Genomic DNA, 16,935 nt, shown 5'->3' on the forward strand with positions numbered 1-16,935 from the left:
ATGACGTTCCAAAGAGGCCTGTCTAGAGCGAAACCACTTGTGCGCTCACTTCACAAATACCGTGATGACGTGGTAATAAATGGTGCAGCGCCACGTCTTCGTACCCGCCCCGCAGGCAGACCTCGACTGCCCTACGAGGCAGGCCATGCCACTCCGCACAGAAGCAACCGCATTTCACGAGGTCACCCGGCGGAAAGCAGCTTCACCTCGATCAGCGGAGAGGAATCCCATGGCCATCCCTGATCCCGCTGTCGAGCGGATCAATCTTGCCCGTGCCGGCCGTGAGTGGTTCGCCCAGCTCATGTTGACCAGCCTCCTGATCGGCGACCGGCCGAAGAGAATCAACACTGCTTACGAACTCTGCCCCCAGGGGCGGCTTCTGCTCTATCTCCTCGACCCGCAAGCACGCGGTGGTGCCCCCCGGCCGGCCGTTTACTGGGAATTCAAGTTGGAGGCTCTCCACCCTGGACAGGAGAATCGCTGGCCTGACCTGGCGTTACACTGGCCGGATCGGCTTCTGCTCGTGGAACTCAAGACCGAGGCGGGAAGCGTCCGCGAACGCCAAGTAGACGAATACATCGAGCTAGGTCTACATCACTACCCAGACATCCCGGTCGACTTCCTGTACATAACCCGTGATCGGGTTCCATCGGAACCCTCTGGGCTTCCCGACCGGGCCCACTACAGCACCACGACCTGGGAGCACGTCGCGGAGGCGATCGATTCCGCGTGGACCGGCGCCGACGGCGACGATCGCCTGCACGCGTTACAGTTCGCCACCTGGCTCCGCGCCGAACTCTTGACGGGCCACCCCTGGAAGACAGAAGCGCCGTCGAGGGCCACGCCACCCGCGAAAGCCCAGAGCCAGGCCGATGAGCTGGCAGAAGCCTTGGAGTACGCCGAGCTCGTACAGGCCGATCACAAACAACGCGCCCTGCCGTATGAATTCGCCACCAAGACAGACGCAGAGGACTTCCGCTCCGCACTCCGCGAGGAACTCGTCCACCGAGCCACCAACGGGGACACCGCCATCAACCACGTACGACCATGGGTATGGACGCCCAGCAGCACGGGAACGGCCCTCTCCGAAGCCGGGCATGCCTCAGGAGTCGAAGTACGGCTGTCCTACTATCAGGCACCGATTGCCTAGGATTGGCGGTCGTTGCACCTGACCGACTTCGGCCGCGGCATCAACGCACAACATCCACTTTGGACGACTCCAGGTGTGCTCGGCTTCCGGCCCGTCGACTAGCGGACAACGTGGTCAGGCGGCGAGTTCGCGGTTCAGGTGGTCGCGGAATTCGCGGACCATCATGCTGCTGCCGTACGGCTCAAGCCGACCCGCGAAGTTCCGAAGGCATTCGACCGAGCGAACAGAACTCACCGCCTTCGTCATGGGGATCGCGGCTCGCGCTGAGTCCAGTGCCTGCTCCAGCTCGCCCATCCCGAGGTACGCCTCGGCGGCGTGCACCCGATTGAACTGAGCAGATCGAGGACTGTGTTGCCTGAACGCGGTCACGGCAGCTTCCGCACAGTCGACGGCCCGCTGGTGCTTGCCGATCAGGCGCCAGCAATTGCCTGCCTCAGCGTTCAACTCCACTGGCTCCAGCACGGCGACCCACGCTGGATCACGGTCAGCGGCTCCCTGTGAATGGGTTCGCTCCGCCTCGACAAGTAGCCGCTCGACCTGCTTGACGCTGTGCTGGTCGCCGGTCTCCGACGGCTTCGCCTGCGAGGCCGTCGCCCAAGCCTCCCTGACCAACATCAAGGACATGACCCGCGGAGGTGCTTGGGCCCTGCGCGCGGCGTCCGCCGCAGCACGGGCCAGCCATACCGCCCAGGTGGGCTGGCCGATGTGTATCGCCTGCTGTGTCAATGTCGACAACACCCACGCGCCTGTGAGTGGGTCGTCGGCTACCTTGGCGAATTTCAATGCCTGACCGAAGTGGTGCTGGGCCTGGCCATGACGATGCAGGTCAAAGGCGGTCCAGCCCGCCATCCGGCTCATGCCCGCCGCCGCGCTCATCAGCTCGGCCCCGACCTTGTCGTCGTAGCGGCCACGCAGCAGCGGCGCGACGTTGCCGTTCAAGTACCTCAAGACCACGGGTCGGACCAACCCCGCTCCGAACTGGTGGTCCATCTGGCTGAAGGCCTTGCGGGCTTCGTTGATCCGGTTGACATCGGCCATACCCACCACGGGCCCGGACCCGTGCTGCGCGGCCGACTCGACCGGAAGACCGTAGTTCCAGGAGACCAGCCACTCCCCCAGCGCCGTGGGGACGAACGGCAAGGTGGCCAGCAGATGGCGACGGGACGGATCCATCTCGAACCTCCACAAATGCTCGGCCGACTTCACCGTAGCCGCCAGCGAGGCGCCTCCGAAGTCCGCGACCGGCAATGATGATGTCTCCCCGAAGGCCCACCCTTCTATCCACCGCTCCACCTCCCCCGCCTCCACCTGGAACACGACGGCCATCCGCGCCCGGTGACGAGCACGGATCCCCTGCTCACCTCGTTCCCACCGCGCCCAGGTCGTCGACGACACCCCGATCGCCTCCGCCGCCGCCTCCTGACTCATCCCCTGCCGCCTGCGCGCCCTGACCAGCTCGGGACGGCCCGTGTGGCGCTGCGGTACGCCCATGACGACTCCCCCTTAGTAATCACCTGACCACTTAATGTGATGACGATTACACCTCCGGGCACCCGGGGGCCAGCCCTTCACGGCAAACGACCAGAGATCGACCAGTCCCGCCCCCGCCACTCCCCGGCCACGGGCCAACGAACAGGCGGCGCCGTTCACTTCTCCCGCCCCTTGACCTTTCCTGCTGTCAAACGTCATCGACAGCGAACGGAGCGTCATCATGCTGCCCGCCGACAGCACCCCCCAGGAGTCCGACGACCGCTCCCTTGAAGTCCCCAGCCGGCTCACACACCCCGGCCAGGAGCCTGCCGCCACAGTGCAGAACCGCGATATACGCGTGCTGGTCAAGCTCCTTCCGCACGGCTCGGCCGCGCGGCGCGCTCGCACCGTGATCCGTGAGGTGCTCCGGCAAGCCGGCTTGGACGACGACGCCATCACCGACGCCGAGATCATCGGCTCGGAACTCGCAGCCAACGCCGAGAAGCATGCCCACCCGCCGTACGAGCTGCGCGTCTACCACGTCGATGGCATCCCCACCTGGTGCGAGGTGGTCGACGGCGACCCGGAGCCCAACAAGATCCGCGACGCCTTGCATCGGCTCTCCACACTGCCTGAGCCGGATCTGTCGCTGCTCGCCGAGAACGGACGCGGCCTGCTGCTGACCTACGAGCTGTCCCAGGGCCACTGCCAGGCCTACCGGACGACCACGATCACCACTGAAGCCCCCGGCAAGGCCGTCGCCTTCGCTCTTCCGACTGCGTCGGGCACCCGCTTGACGTTCCTCTCACTCCCCGACCTAGGCCCTGGCCTGGAGCGACTTCGCCAGTGGACTCAGCGCCATCCGATGCCCGGAACCGGTACGCCCGGCGTCTCAGCCGGCAGTTCGGCCGTTGAGCCGGACTGATGCCTTGCCCTTGGTTGTCCTGCCAAGACGGTCACAGGCATGACACTCGTACCTGAGGTCCGGTTGGCCTCGCCGGCCTGTCTCATAGCGAATCAGCATGCGCTGGCAGCGGCCGCAGTCATCGCCGAGCTGCCCGCTGCCGGGTGCTACGCCCGGACGACGTCGCTGAGCGCGGCGGATCGCGTCGGCGAAGGCCCGGTGCTCGGTGCGTAGCACGACTCCGGGGGCGGGTCCGAGCAGTGGGGCGGACGAGGACCAGACGACGTCACCGATCACGGCGCCGGACTCCAGGATGGGCATGAGCGGCCGTACGTTGATGCCCTCCTGCCGTGCCCGCAAGGCCTCGGCGGACAGGTAGCCGTCCGGTTCCGGCTCGACCCAGATCGTCACCGCCTCGGTGTCCGGGTCCTCGTTGCGCATCCACCGTAGTTCCTTGAGAAGCGCTGGAAGACTGTGCAGTGGTGCCCGAGGCAGCCACATCTCGACAGTGGCAGCTCGGGCGATGTCGTTCCTAAGTCGCTGGGTGACCGCATTCTGAACGTACTCAGTAACGCCGGCGGAGAGGGTGAGAACTTTCTCCCAAGGGAGACATTCCGCCCTGTCGAGCAGATGGGCGAAGAACGTCCACACCGCGTCGCGCGCCGAACCGGGCCGGTGGAGGCTGTTGAGGGCGCCGATGACCACCAGGTTGTCGCGGGCGCGGCTCGCCGCGACGTTGAGCAGGCGCGCGCCCTCGCTCCCGGCGCTTCCGTCGGTGAACCACGGGTGTAACGGCGAGACTCCATGCCCGGTGTCGACGGTGTCGTAGATGACGATGTCACGCTCGCCACCTTGGAATCGGTGAACTGTGGAAGCGGCCCAATCTTCAAAGCGTGTTCCCGGCAGGAGCGACTCCAGGAGACGTGCCTGAGGTGCGAAGGGCGTGATGAGGGCGAGATCGTGGAGCTCGCTGGTCGCACTGCCGACCAACGCGGCGGCCAGCTGGGCATGCATGAGGTTGTACCGGGAGAGCATGCCCTGCCTACGGGCCGTGCGGGCTCTCATGCTGGATGTGTCGATGAAGACCAGTTCGCTGCTCGCCCACGGCGCCCTGCTTCTCACTGTTCTGCTCGCGACACCGCGTGCGGTGACGAGCGGGCTCTCGGGGTAGAAGGCGGTGCTGACGACGTCCCCGATGGGCCGGCGCATACGATACTGCTCGGTCAGTGCGGCCAGGTTAGCGGGCGCACATCCCTTGGCCACGGCGGTAGAGATGCCTGCCTTCTCGAACGGGCTGCGCTTCAACCACTCCTGGGCCGGCGGAGTAGCGGCGACGGCGATCGGTGGCAGCTGGCGGAAGTCGCCCGCGATGACGGTATGCCCGTGTCCGGCACCGGCCACCAGCATGGCCAACGCCGCTGAGGTCATGCTGGCCTCGTCGAGTATGACCACGTCGAATGTCAACTGTTTGAGCGTTTCGAGGACCACCTGATGCGCGGTGGCGGCCACCACGGTGGCCTCCCTGCAGACCTGACGCCGGACGGCGAGCAGTTTTCTGTCCAGCTCACGTTGGAGGGCTTGTAGGTGCGCGATCTGTGTCTCCACCCGAAGTCGCCTGGTCTCCTCCTCGGACGTCAGCTGCCCCAGGCGGCGCTTGAGCGAGCTGAGTTCCTGGCGACGCTGTCGAATGTCCCGGCCGACCTCCACGCGGCGTTTCGCGATCGGCTCGCCACGGGCGGCGGCGATCTCATCGACCAGGATCCGACCGGCGTTCCGGTCGACCAGCGAAGAATCCGCCGGTTGGCCGAGGCGCACAAGCAGGCCTTCATCGACGTCCGGGAGACGCTTCAGCAGCGCCTGGATCGCCACGTCGAGTGCAGCGTTCGTCGGAGCGGCGAGCAGGACCCGCTGCCCGCGGGCACACAGTTCCGCCACCAGTGCGGAGATCGTCGTCGTCTTGCCGGTGCCGGGCGGACCCCAGAGCCAAGTGAGCCCAGGAGCCAGCGCTCGCTCGACGGCGCTGCGCTGTCCGTTGTTGAGGCCTTCCAGTGTGCCCTCCGGCAGCTCGACCGGAGCCGCCGAACCCCATTGATGCTGATGGGTCACGACGGCCAGCGCCGCGCTGCCGTCGAATCCTGGCCCGCCGTGGGCCAGTTCGTGCAGTCGCCGACTCTGAGCTATCAGCAGCCATGACAGGTCAAGGCGTAGCGTCGCCTCGCTCGCCGCCGGAGTGTCCGGGGGCGTCGACAGGGTGACGACGTTGCCGAACACCGAGACCACTTCGACCTCGAACTGAGCGTCTGTGACGATGAGGGTCGCCGGCGTGCCTTCGGCCACACCCACCTCGCCCTGCGCCTCGAAACGCATCATCCTCCGGCTTCCCGCCCGCCCGGCTTCAGTCCCCATGGTGAGCGGCACATCTGTCTGGGTGCGACGCTTGGAGACCGCCTGCAGTTCATCGCCGAAAGCCCGGGAAGCGCCTTCTGCCGCGTCAGCCCATGCTCCAGGCACGGGGCCTGGCGGCGGGACCGGTTCGACCGCGGGAATTCCCAGCGAGCTGCCGAGACGTCCCACCTCGGCGGCGGCATCCTGCTCCTCCTGGCTGCGCTGATGAGGAACGGCTATGGGATCGGGATTGGAGCGTTCCCTCGACACACCGTCCGGCACGATCGCTCCGCGGTCCGGCACGGCGGATGAGCGAAGAACCCACGACTCACCCCGAAGGTCGGCGATCCCATGCGTCTTACACGTCTCCCACAGGACGCCCGCATCAACGCGCAGGCCGGCCTGCTGGACGGTTGCGAGCAAGGCCTCTTGCGGCATCGGCCCGCTGGACAACGCGTTCTCGACGACCTTGACGAGTTTCCTCTCCAGACCTATGCCCATGCCGCTCCGCTCCTCGCCAACGGGTCAGCACCGGTCACAGCAGGCCGGTGCGCATCCGTCACGAACGAGACAGCCGCCGCTCGGTCTCTATGGACATCGAACGAACCGCCGCTAGGCCCCCAGAGCCCGCCACGGGATGTAAACGCGACGATAGGCAGTCTTCGCTGTTTTGTCTAGATACTAGTAAACACTTGTGTTTAGCATTCACATACGCTCTAATGACCGGTCCGGGCATGCAGCGCAACTCGTACCTCCTGGTCGTCTGTGGCCCGTTCGGCGAACGCCGGAGCAGCCCACAGCAGTCCTCCAGGAGACTCGCCGACCTTCTGATGACGTCCACCAGAGAGGGGAGGTTTACATCGAATGTCCTGACCTCCAACTCCCCTGATCGCGTTATCGCCAGAATGCACGCCAACCCCCTGCCTTTTGGGGCTTCGCTTGCATACCCCGCACCAGAGGGCAGTTCAGCATGGCCACTGACACTGCGTGAATGGCATGCACAAACTTCCAACCTGTGGCAGATGGTTTAGTCCTATGATCTGCGCCTCGGGCTGGATTTCGCTCAAGTCGTATGAAATCTCCCGGAGGGCGCGTGCAGTCGCTGTCAGCGGCCGATCCGCATGAAATAGGTCCCTATCGGGTCGTCGGCCGCCTTGGAGCAGGCGGCATGGGTATGGTCTACGCCGGTGTGGACCGCGCGGGGCGGCGGGTGGCGATCAAGCTCGTACACGAGGCACTGTCGACCGACCTGGAGTTCCGGCGCCGGTTCAGCAGGGAGATCTCGGTGCTGACCGAAGTCGACGGGGCCTGCGTCGCGCGCGTACTCGGCTCTGACTCCGGCACGGAGCGCCCGTGGCTGGCCACCGAGTTCATCGCCGGCCCCACGCTGGAACAGCACGTGCGGGCCGAGGGGCCGCTGACCGGCGACGCGCTGTACGGACTTGCCGCCGGGCTGGCGGAGGCGCTGGTGGCCATGCATGCCGTAGACGTCGTCCACCGGGACCTGAAGCCGTCCAACGTGATCCTTTCCCCGCGGGGACCGCGTCTGATCGACTTCGGCATCGCCAAGGTGCTGGACGACACCGCGATGACCCACACCGGGATGCTGATCGGCTCTCCCGGCTGGATCAGCCCCGAGGAGTACGGCGACGACCCGGTGGGCACCCCGGTCGACGTGTACGGCTGGGCCCTGCTCGTACTCTTCGCGGCGACCGGCGAGCCTCCCTATGGCGCCGGCCGACCGGAAGTGCTGGCCTACCGAGTACGGGAGGAAACCCCGGACCTGACGGGCGTCCCCGAGGGGCTGAGCGCGCTTGTGGGCCGCGCTCTGGACAAGGACCCGGACAGCCGGCCTGCGGCTGATGACGTGCTCGCGGCGGTGACCCGCACATGGCGCGCGAAGGAGAAGGAGCAGGTGGCGCCGGACATCACCTCACTGATCCAGCGCACCTGGGTGATGCCGAAGCACGAGATGTCTGACTGGCCGGAGCCGCCCACCCCTGCCTTGTCCACACTCCCGCCGGCGGTACCGCCTACGTTGCTCGCATCCGCGGTCCCGGCGACCGGCCCGGCTGCCCTCAGATCCGGTAGACCTGTGGCCGATCCGACGAAGCCGGCCTCTGGCGTCGACCCGGCGGTACCGCAGGGCGCGGGAACGCTCCTAGCCTCGGGAATGCCGCAGCTGCCGAGCATTGGCCAGGCGGTGAAGCATGGCCCGTCCTGGCTGCACGCGTACGTGGTCACCGCCGTGGCGGTGACCCTTATAGCCGTGACCGCGATCATCGCGAACTCCTCTTCGGGACGTTCAACCATGGCCGCCGCCTCCTTACCGACCATCCCCACGTCGGCCCCGTCGGCGGCGGCCCTTCCTTCCATACCGGCGAGCACGGCGACGGCGTCCAGCCCTGCTCCGACGAAGACAGCGGTACGGAAGCCTCTGTTCAAAGGCAAGGTCGTGTCGTTCAAAGGGCATCACCGTGACAATGCCCAGGGGGTGGCGGATGAACAAGGTCGATGACGACTCCGCCTGCATCCAGTCGCCGCACTCCTTCGGAGTCGAAGGGGCGTGGGATTTCGTCTACCGTCCCGATGCGATGGTCTTGCAGCTCAAGTCGACGAAGCGCGACTGGCCCGGCTATGGGATCGAGGACAACCGATTCGGCTTCATGTGGGGTCAGAACATGCCCTGCCTGGCAGGGGGCACCGTCACTCGGAATCCCAGTGGCTCATACTCAAGCACTTCAGGTAGGGCAGGCCTCTACTACGGGATCGATCCTTACGCCTCCCGGCTTGTCTACTCCGGCCTGGCGAAGATGGCGGACGGCAGGAAGGCGTACTACCGGAATTGGCAGGTGGCCTGCGAGGTCAATCTGGTCTACACGACCAAGATCTGGTACTTGCCGAATTCGAAGGTGTCGTTCTACGTGCTCGGAGCCCATCCCGAAGACGCCAAGGGGTACCAGCAGGTCATCGCCTCCACCGACCTGGTCCATTACAAGCACGCCGCCAAACTTTGAGACAATGCGAGGAGATCTCCAGCTTGTGCATCGAGTTCACATGTGCTCGACTCTTGGCGTCGCCGCCTAGGCGTTCGGCCTTCGAGGAAGCCAGCCAACTGCCACGCATCCCAAGGACGCGGTCCCTACCAGGAGCCTCGTGATGACGGTAACCAGCCGTCCATCTGCCCTTGACAGGACGGACGCTAGTGCGCCGCTGAAGCACCGCGCCGGCGAGGTCGGTGCAGGCAGCCATTAGTACGAGATTCAACTGTTACACCGTTCCATTTTTTTACGACCACGCAATGGCTACGATCTTCCTCGCTGCGACTTCATGATTGCCGAGAGTTAGCGAGATGACCAGGTGGGTTCCACACCTCGCCGTCAGGCGCCGCGTGCCGGATGCCATCGCCGTCCGCCGCACCCCCTCCCCCGACCGATGCCCCCGTCCCTACGGGAGCCGGGCTCCGGCCTTGGTGATCTCAGCTCGAAGGCATGCGCAGTACCGACCTGAAGGAGAAACCGCATGAGCACGCCCACGTCTCGCGCCCGTGATCCCCTTTTGGTCGATGCCACGACCCGGCTGGTGGAATTCCTGCGCGACCTGGCCACGGCACGTCGGCCTCCGGTACGCGACCTGCGGAACCACGGCCAGGTCCTCTGGCTGGCCGACCTGCCGGACACCATGGAGCCGCGCCAGAGCGCCGAACTCGGCGAGGTGATCCTCAGCGTCGAGCACGTACGTAGCGAGCCGCCTCCCACGTCCCCCGCGGTGCTCGCCGGCTGGCTGCGGCAAAGCCAGGTCGTAGACCCGGACCTAGAGGCGCCGGAGCTCGCCGGGAACGGTCCAGGAAAGGTCGAGGGGGTTGGCGAGGACGGGGAGCCGAGGCTTCGGCAGGAGGCCCAGGAGGACCGGCCAGACGTCGTCGAGGCGTACGACACGTGGCTGCCACGGTGGCGAACGTGGGCCGATGAGGAGCGTCCGCGGCGGCTGCGGCAACGCTGGCATCGGGAGCTTTACTCCATTTCCACCCGGCTTTCCCAACTGGACGACGAGTGGGAGCTGGTGCTGGCCACCGGCCTGCTGTCCTGGGTCGCTCCAGACGGCACCCGGGTCCGCAACCACCTGGTCAGCACCCGTGTCCATCTTCAGGTGGACCAGGACACCGAGCGCATCGACGTCGCGCTGGGTGAGACGGCGCCCGCCCTTCAGGACCGCGAGTTACTGGCCGACCTCCCCGGGGTGACTCCCCAGCGCACCGACCGCCTCCGGCAGCGCGCCCGAGAGGGCGAGGGCGTCGGGCTGCAGGGCTCGATCACCGATCTGCTGAAGTCGTGGTGCGATCGTGGACTGGGCATAGCCGCCCAGTACGTGCCCGGCTGGGTGGCTACCGATGCCGTCACCAGGCAGGCGGAGGTACGGCAGGCCCCGGCGCTGGTACTGCGCAAACGTGACCGCGGGTCGCTGATCTCGTACTACGACGCGATGATCGACACGTTGACCGGCCCGGACCCGCAGGCGCCCCTCGGATTCGCGCAGCTCGTCAGCGCGCTGGAACCCGCGGAGCGCATGGCCTTTCTGCGGGAGCGCGGAGTCGCGACCAGAGGCTCCATCGGTGAGGACCCGCTGTTCCCGCTCCCCGCCAACCCCGAGCAGCGCACAATTATGACGCGGCTGCGCGGCGACAACGGCGTCGTCGTCCAAGGCCCGCCTGGTACGGGCAAGACCCACAGCATCGCCAACCTCCTGTCCGCACTCCTCGCCCAAGGGCAGCGAGTGCTGGTCACCAGCCAAAAGGCGCAGGCACTGCGGGTGCTCCGCGACAAGCTCCCCGACGAGATCGCCAAGCTGTGCGTCTCGATGACCGACCTCGGCCGCGGAGGCTCGGCCGAGCTCGAAAGCGGCATCAAGGCACTGTCCACCCGTTTCTCGACCTTCGATCCTGAACGGCAGGCGAAGGTCATAGCCGAGAAGCGGCACCAGCTGGACTCCGCGCGCCGCAAGACCGCCGAGCTGACCGAGCGGGTGCGCTCGTTGCGAGAGTCGGAGACCTACACTCACCCAGAGATCGCCCCCGGCTACGCGGGCACCCTGGCCGCGATCGTGCGACGTCTCGGGCAGGAGGCGCCGGCGTGTTCGTGGATGCCGGTACCGATGCCCGCGGGAGCGCCGACCGTACCTCCCATCACGGTCGGCGAGGCCGCCGAGCTGGTCGAGCTGTTCGCCGCCGAGACGCCGCTGCGCCGGGCGCGTCCGGCGCAGCGCATTCCCGACGTCACAAGCCTGCCCACGCCGGAGCGCGTCAAGGGCCTGATCGCCGCGGAGGCGGCGGCGCAGGACCTCGCCAGGCAGGCCCAGACCGAGGTCTCGGAGCGGATCGAGCATCTCGACGTCCCGTTGCTCGCCCATCTCGAGCGCGTGGCGGCCGACGCGAACCGCCTGCTACGAGAACTCGGCCTGCCGGACAACGTCGCGGAGCGGAGCGGGGACGACTGGGTAGTCCGCGCGCTGACCGACGCGATGGCCGGGCGAGAGGTGGCTGTCTGGGAACAGCTCGCCGCACACGCGACCCGGCTCGCGGATGCCCAGCGCGCGGTGGAGTTGGTCGGCTTCCGCACGATCGAGTACCCCTCGGGCGGCGTGCCCGGCGGGCCCCCGGCCATCCTGCGCTCCGCCCGCGCCCTTCGCGACCACTTCGCCGCGGGTAACCAGCTCAAGCGTGGCATGTTCAAGCCCGCTGTGCAGAGGCAGGCCGAGCCGTGGCTGGCCGGCACGCTGGTCGACGGGATCAGCCCGTCCAACGCCGACCAGCTATCGCTGGTCGTCGCCGACCTGGAGGGCCGGGCCGCCGCCGAGGAACTGCTACGCGGCTGGGCGCTGGTCGGAGTGGACTTCCCCTCCGGCCTCCCGCTCCAGCGTACGGTGGCCCAGCTCGGCGACGCCTACGACCGGCTCGGCCGGGTACGCCAGATCACCGCGGCGGTTTCCGAGACGGCCAGGCAGCTCACCCGCGCGGGCGTGCATCTCACATTCCGTACACCCGACCAGTGGACGGTCTACGCCGGGGCGCTGCGTGCCGTACGGCTTCGCGTTGAGGCCGAGGAAGCCACCGCCGAGTTGAACGACCTGCACACAGCGCTGGCGCACCAGGCCGCGCTCGGCAGCCCCGCGCCGGAGCTGACCGAGGCGGCCGGTGCCGTGGCGGTCCGCGACGGGATCACCTACCAGCTGTGCCTCAACGCGCTCGCAAGCGCCCACCGGGAACTGGCCGAGCAGCGGCGCTGCGACGAGCTGGCCGACCGCCTCCGGGCCGCGCACCCCGCGCTGCCCGGCGTGCTGGCGGAGGGGAAGTGGCGGTCGGAGTTCTCCACCTGGGGCCGCGCGTGGGCGTGGGCCAAAGCACAGACGTTCTTCACCGAGCACCGGAGGCCCGGGCTGGAGCAACGGCTGGAGTCCGAGCTGGAGGTCTCCACCACCCAGGTCATGCGCACCACCGCCGAGCTCGCGGCCGAGCAGGCCTGGGAGGCGGCGCTGAGCAGGATGAACTCGCGGCAGACGACGGCGCTGAAGGCGTACCAGGACCACATCACCAAGCTCGGCAAGGGCACCGGGAAGTACGCCGGAAAGTACCTGGCCTTCGCCCGCGAGGCCATGGCCGAAGCGCGGGACGCGGTACCCGCCTGGATCATGCCGTTACAGCAGGTGCTGGAGACGATCCCGCCGAATCGTGACTCCTTCGATGTGATAATCGTGGACGAGGCCAGCCAGGCGAGCATCGACGCGCTGTTCCTTCTCTGGCTCGCGCCCCGGGTCATCGTAGTGGGCGACGACAAGCAGTGCGCGCCCTCCGTCGTCAGCCACGGCGAGCTGGAACCCATCTTCGCCAAGCTGTCGACGTACCTCCCCGACATGCCCGCCTACCTGCGGGGCGCGTTCACCCCGAAGTCGAGCCTGTTCGACCTCTTGATGACGAGATTTCCGTCGAGTCTCCGACTGAAAGAGCACTTCAGGTGCATGCCGGAGATCATCGACTTCTCGTCTCGCCAGTTCTACGCGGGCGAGCCGCTGGTGCCGCTGCGCCAGTTCGGCGCCGACCGGCTGCCACCTCTCGAAGTGGTCCGGGTCACCGAGGCGTACAGCGAGGGCTCGGACACCCGGCTGCGCAACCGCGTCGAGGCCGAGGCCATCGTGGCGAAGATCCTCGAATGCGTGGAGGATCCCGCCTACGACGGCAAGACCTTCGGCGTCGTCGTGCTGCAGGGCACGGGGCAGGTGCAACTCATTCACACGATGCTGCTCGAACGCATGGACACCAAGGAGTGGAGCAGGCGACGGCTCCGCGTGGGCACGCCCCCTGACTTCCAGGGCGACGAGCGCGACGTCGTCTTCCTCTCGATGGTGGTCGCCGAGAAGCGTTCCGCTCTGACCAGCCTGGAGTGGCAGCGCAGGTTCAACGTGGCGGCCTCCCGGGCGAAGGACCAGATGTGGCTATTCCATTCGGTCAGCCCGGACCTGCTGTCGCCGCTCTGCCTACGCCGCTCACTGGTCACGTACATGACGAACCCGCCTCCGCCGCTGCTGTCGGGCACGCTGACCGACGTCACGCCGGATGACCCGCATCCGGGCTTCGACTCGCTTTTCGAGCAGCGGGTCTTCCTCCGGATCCGCGAGCGGGGCTACCACGTGGTCCCGCAGGTCGAGGTCAACGGCCGCCGCATCGACCTGGTGGTGAGCGGCGCCAAGGGCCGCCTGGCCGTCGAGTGCGACGGCGACTTCTGGCACGGCACACCTGAACAGCGCGAGGCCGACCTCGATCGCGAACGTGAGCTGAAGCGGGCCGGCTGGCGATTCTGGCGGGTCCGCGAGAGCGAGTTCTACTTCGACCCGTCCTCCGCACTGGAATCCCTCTGGGACGCCCTCGCCCGCAGGGGCATCTCTCCCGGCGAGGTCGAGTCCGAAGAAGAGAACAGCACGGCGTCGTCGTGGAGTGCCCTGACCCTGTCGACCGCCGAGGGCTGGGACGGGCTCGAAGGCAGCAATGGCTCTGACATGGAGGAATGGCCTGTTAAGTCAGTGGCCGCGCCTCGGGTCACGCGTTCGCCTGCAGACGGAGCCGAGGTGACACAGGTCCGCGCCTGGGCGCGTGACCAAGGCTACGCCGTCGGTGAGCGTGGACGCCTCTCCGGGAACATCATCGAGGCGTATCAGCATGCGCAGGCGTCGGGCCGAGAAAACGTGGACGGATGAGCGACGATGTGTGGAGCCGGCTGTCCACCGCGGTGCGCGAGATCCCGGCTCCTCGATGTCACGCGACCGTCGAGACGCCACCCCACCTGGAAGACGACCAAGACATCGCGGCCTTCCATGCTTTTATCGATCTTGCCGCCTCTTCGGCAACCTGGCGCGAAGCGCACGATCACATCGCCGACATCCTCGATGAGCATCCCGAATTGGCACCAGTGGCTGTGACCGCCGCACTCCACTGTGCAGAACCGGAAGCGTTGGCCGCCGGGCTTACCAAGTTGTTGAACTCATGGAACCTATCGCTCAACTTGCTTACTACCTTGTCGCAGTCCATCCCCTACAGCGTGCCGTACCTTGACGAGCTTGCGGTCATCGTGCAGACCGATCTGACCCAGGCACTGCGCGAACAGGTGAAGCATGACCCTGACGGGTGGCTTGAGTCGCTTGCGATCTCTCTCAAGCATCTGGCCGTGCATCTCGGGGACGTTGGGCGCAACGCGGATGCGGTGCGCTCAGCCGAGGAAGCGGTCACCCTATACAGAGAACTCGCGCGAGCTGACATCGAGGCCTTTCGGCCAGCGCTTGCTGATGTTCTCGACGACCTCGCAGTACACCTCCAGAGAATCGAACAATTCGATCGCGCCGTCGAGTGTCAGCAGGAAGCGGTTGCCCACTACCGGATTCTCCTGGGATCGGACCCGAACACCTATGTGTCGCTCCTGGCGAAGAAGCTTGCTCGGCTCTACCACCGGCTCACCGCAGCCGATGAGGACGCGATACCCACGCTCATCGAGGCCATCGACCTCCATCGGGGCCTCGTCGCCGAAACGGGGACGACGTATGATTCCGCCCTTGCCGACCTCCTGACGTGTCTCGCGAACCATCTCTCCGACACCGGTCGAAGCGCAGATGCTCTAACCTTCCAGCGCGAGGCGGTCGCCTACTATAGGACTTTGGCTAGCTCCGACCACGATCAGTATGGTGTCGGCCTCGCCGCGAAACTGTACATTCTGGCCGTCATCCTCGCGCGTCAGGGGTTGACACGCGATGCCCTCGACGCGATTGCGGAATCGGTGTCCCTACACCGCTCATTCGCGGCTGAAGGTCCAAGCGACGACTCCGAGCTGCTGGCCGAAGCGCTCGACTATTACGCGCATCTCCTGCGACTAAACAATCACCATCATGAGGCGATCCTTACTCGGCAGGAAAGCATCGACCATTACCGGGCGCTAGGGAAGTCCCAGCTCGTGGCCCATCTTCCTTCCCTGGCAGAAACCCTCACCAGTCTTGGAAGAGACCTCCAGTTGAGTGGCCGTCCCGATGAAAGCATTCCTGTCTGCCAGGAAGTAGTCGAGCTCTACCGCGACCTGTTCCGGCAGAGTCCGAAGTATCGCTCAAGTCTAGCCGAAGCCCTAACAAACCTGTCCCGGATCTTGAATTTTGTCGATCGCTTTTACGAGGCCGCTCCCTTCGTGCAAGAGGCGGTCGCACACTACCGTGCACTAGCACAGGGAGACACACAGTGGTTGTCTGGTCTGGCAGATGCACTCTCCAGCCTGGCGAGCACGCTGAACTCCTGTAACCGCGGATTCGAAGCGGTGACGGCTGCCCACGAGGCGGCGACACACCTCCGGGAGCTCTGCCTCACTGATCCGGAGAAGCATCTGGGCGACTTGGCCTTCACCCTGCGTACGTACGGAATCAGCCTTAGTTCGATCGGCCGCCTCCAAGATGCCGTGCTCGCACACGATGAATCCGTCGCACATTTCCGCATCCTCGCGAGACACGACTCAGAAGCCCACGGGCCTGCCTTGGCTTTCAGTCTGGAATGCCTCGCCGCGTCCCTGAGGGACGCTGGACGATCAGGCGACGCACGGCAGGTAATCGACGAGGCAGTAGATATTTACTCTGCCCTCATGAGGCACTCTCCGGCGAAGCACGGAGAACGGTATTCACAAGCCGTCCAACTACTCCACGACCTCGGAGGTACTGCCCGCTAATCTAGCGGAACAATCAGGGGCTAATCGGCTCTTGCGCTCCACCAGCGTGCCCGCCGTGCTCGACGGCGTTGGAAGTATTCGTGTGGGAGTAGCAGACTCCACCGTCGGCATCAACATCTCTGGCGACACCGAGTTGCGTGCAGATCCCGGACGCGCGGAAGGTACGGCCTCACGCGGCGAGTTCACTTCGCAGGTGGTCACGGAACGCTCGTACCGCCACGGACTAGTGGCCCGTCACTGAACCTCGGCCAGGTAATTGATCTCCGGCGGTGAACCGGTCAGGCTGGCTGCTTCTTCGATGGTGGGAGGTGGTCGTGGCTCGCCGACCGGAAGTGTTCGTCCGTGCGTTGACGATGGAGGAAGGCCGCAAGCTACAGCGGATCACGCGGACTGCGAAGGATCCGATCAAGTTGCGGCGGGCGATCGTGGTGATGATGTCCGGCCAGGGCCAAAGCGTCCCGGACATCACCTCGTTGATGCAGGTCAGCGACGACTACGTACGTGATGTCATCCATGCCTTCAACCAGCGGGGGTTTGACGCGCTGGACCCAAAATGGAGCGGGGGCCGTCCACGAGCGATCAGTAACCAGGTGCGTGAACACATCTGCCTGATCGCCAAGACGGTCCCCGCCGAGTGGGGCATCACCGGGATGTCGACGTGGAGTCTGAAAACGCTGGCCGAGCACCTGATCGCCCGTGGCGTCGTGGCCGCGATCAGCCGTGAGCACCTGCGGCGGATCCTGCGCAAGGGTGGGGTGAGCTGGCAGACCACCACCACCTGGAAG

General features: G+C 66.2%; 9 protein-coding genes. 7 read left to right on the forward strand and 2 right to left on the reverse strand.

Annotated elements, in window-relative coordinates:
• Positions 1-229 precede the first annotated feature (229 nt).
• A complete protein-coding gene (locus AB0O34_RS23330; RefSeq protein ID WP_363918557.1) occupies positions 230-1,150 on the forward strand; it encodes a hypothetical protein in 921 nt (306 codons plus the stop codon).
• Between the two features lie 114 nt (positions 1,151-1,264).
• Here the strand turns inward: AB0O34_RS23330 and AB0O34_RS23335 are convergent, their stop codons facing one another.
• On the reverse strand, positions 1,265-2,641 hold the full coding sequence (locus tag AB0O34_RS23335) for a helix-turn-helix transcriptional regulator (RefSeq protein ID WP_363918559.1): 1,377 nt from the start codon (positions 2,639-2,641) through the stop codon (positions 1,265-1,267).
• Between the two features lie 220 nt (positions 2,642-2,861).
• Between AB0O34_RS23335 and AB0O34_RS23340 the strand changes: the two genes are divergently transcribed.
• Positions 2,862-3,545, forward strand: a complete 684-nt coding sequence (locus AB0O34_RS23340; RefSeq protein ID WP_363918561.1) for an ATP-binding protein — start codon at positions 2,862-2,864, stop codon at positions 3,543-3,545.
• Here AB0O34_RS23340 and AB0O34_RS23345 read toward each other — a convergent pair.
• On the reverse strand, positions 3,513-6,410 hold the full coding sequence (locus tag AB0O34_RS23345; protein ID WP_363918563.1) for an AAA domain-containing protein: 2,898 nt from the start codon (positions 6,408-6,410) through the stop codon (positions 3,513-3,515). The genes AB0O34_RS23340 and AB0O34_RS23345 overlap by 33 nt on opposite strands.
• A 571-nt stretch (positions 6,411-6,981) precedes the next feature.
• Between AB0O34_RS23345 and AB0O34_RS23350 the strand changes: the two genes are divergently transcribed.
• From AB0O34_RS23350 to AB0O34_RS23370, 5 genes are all read left to right on the forward strand, one after another.
• On the forward strand, positions 6,982-8,427 hold the full coding sequence (locus AB0O34_RS23350) for a protein kinase (protein WP_363918565.1): 1,446 nt from the start codon (positions 6,982-6,984) through the stop codon (positions 8,425-8,427).
• Positions 8,411-8,926: a hypothetical protein gene (locus AB0O34_RS23355; RefSeq protein WP_363918567.1), complete on the forward strand. Its 516-nt coding sequence runs from the start codon at positions 8,411-8,413 to the stop codon at positions 8,924-8,926. Before AB0O34_RS23350 ends, AB0O34_RS23355 begins: the two co-directional genes overlap by 17 nt.
• Before the next feature lie 505 nt (positions 8,927-9,431).
• Positions 9,432-14,153 carry a histone-like nucleoid-structuring protein Lsr2 gene (locus AB0O34_RS23360; protein WP_363918569.1) on the forward strand — a complete coding sequence of 1,574 codons (4,722 nt, stop codon included), beginning with the start codon at positions 9,432-9,434 and terminating at the stop codon, positions 14,151-14,153.
• Entirely contained in the window at positions 14,150-16,150 is a 2,001-nt protein-coding gene (locus tag AB0O34_RS23365) for a tetratricopeptide repeat protein (RefSeq protein WP_363918571.1), read from the forward strand. Before AB0O34_RS23360 ends, AB0O34_RS23365 begins: the two co-directional genes overlap by 4 nt.
• Before the next feature lie 314 nt (positions 16,151-16,464).
• Positions 16,465-16,935: helix-turn-helix domain-containing protein (locus AB0O34_RS23370; RefSeq protein ID WP_363918573.1), on the forward strand; the 471-nt coding region annotated here is incomplete at its 3' end.

Origin of the sequence: Sphaerisporangium sp. NPDC088356 (assembly GCF_040685555.1) — a bacterium.
In the GTDB taxonomy this organism is placed as follows: Bacteria; Actinomycetota; Actinomycetes; order Streptosporangiales; family Streptosporangiaceae; genus Sphaerisporangium.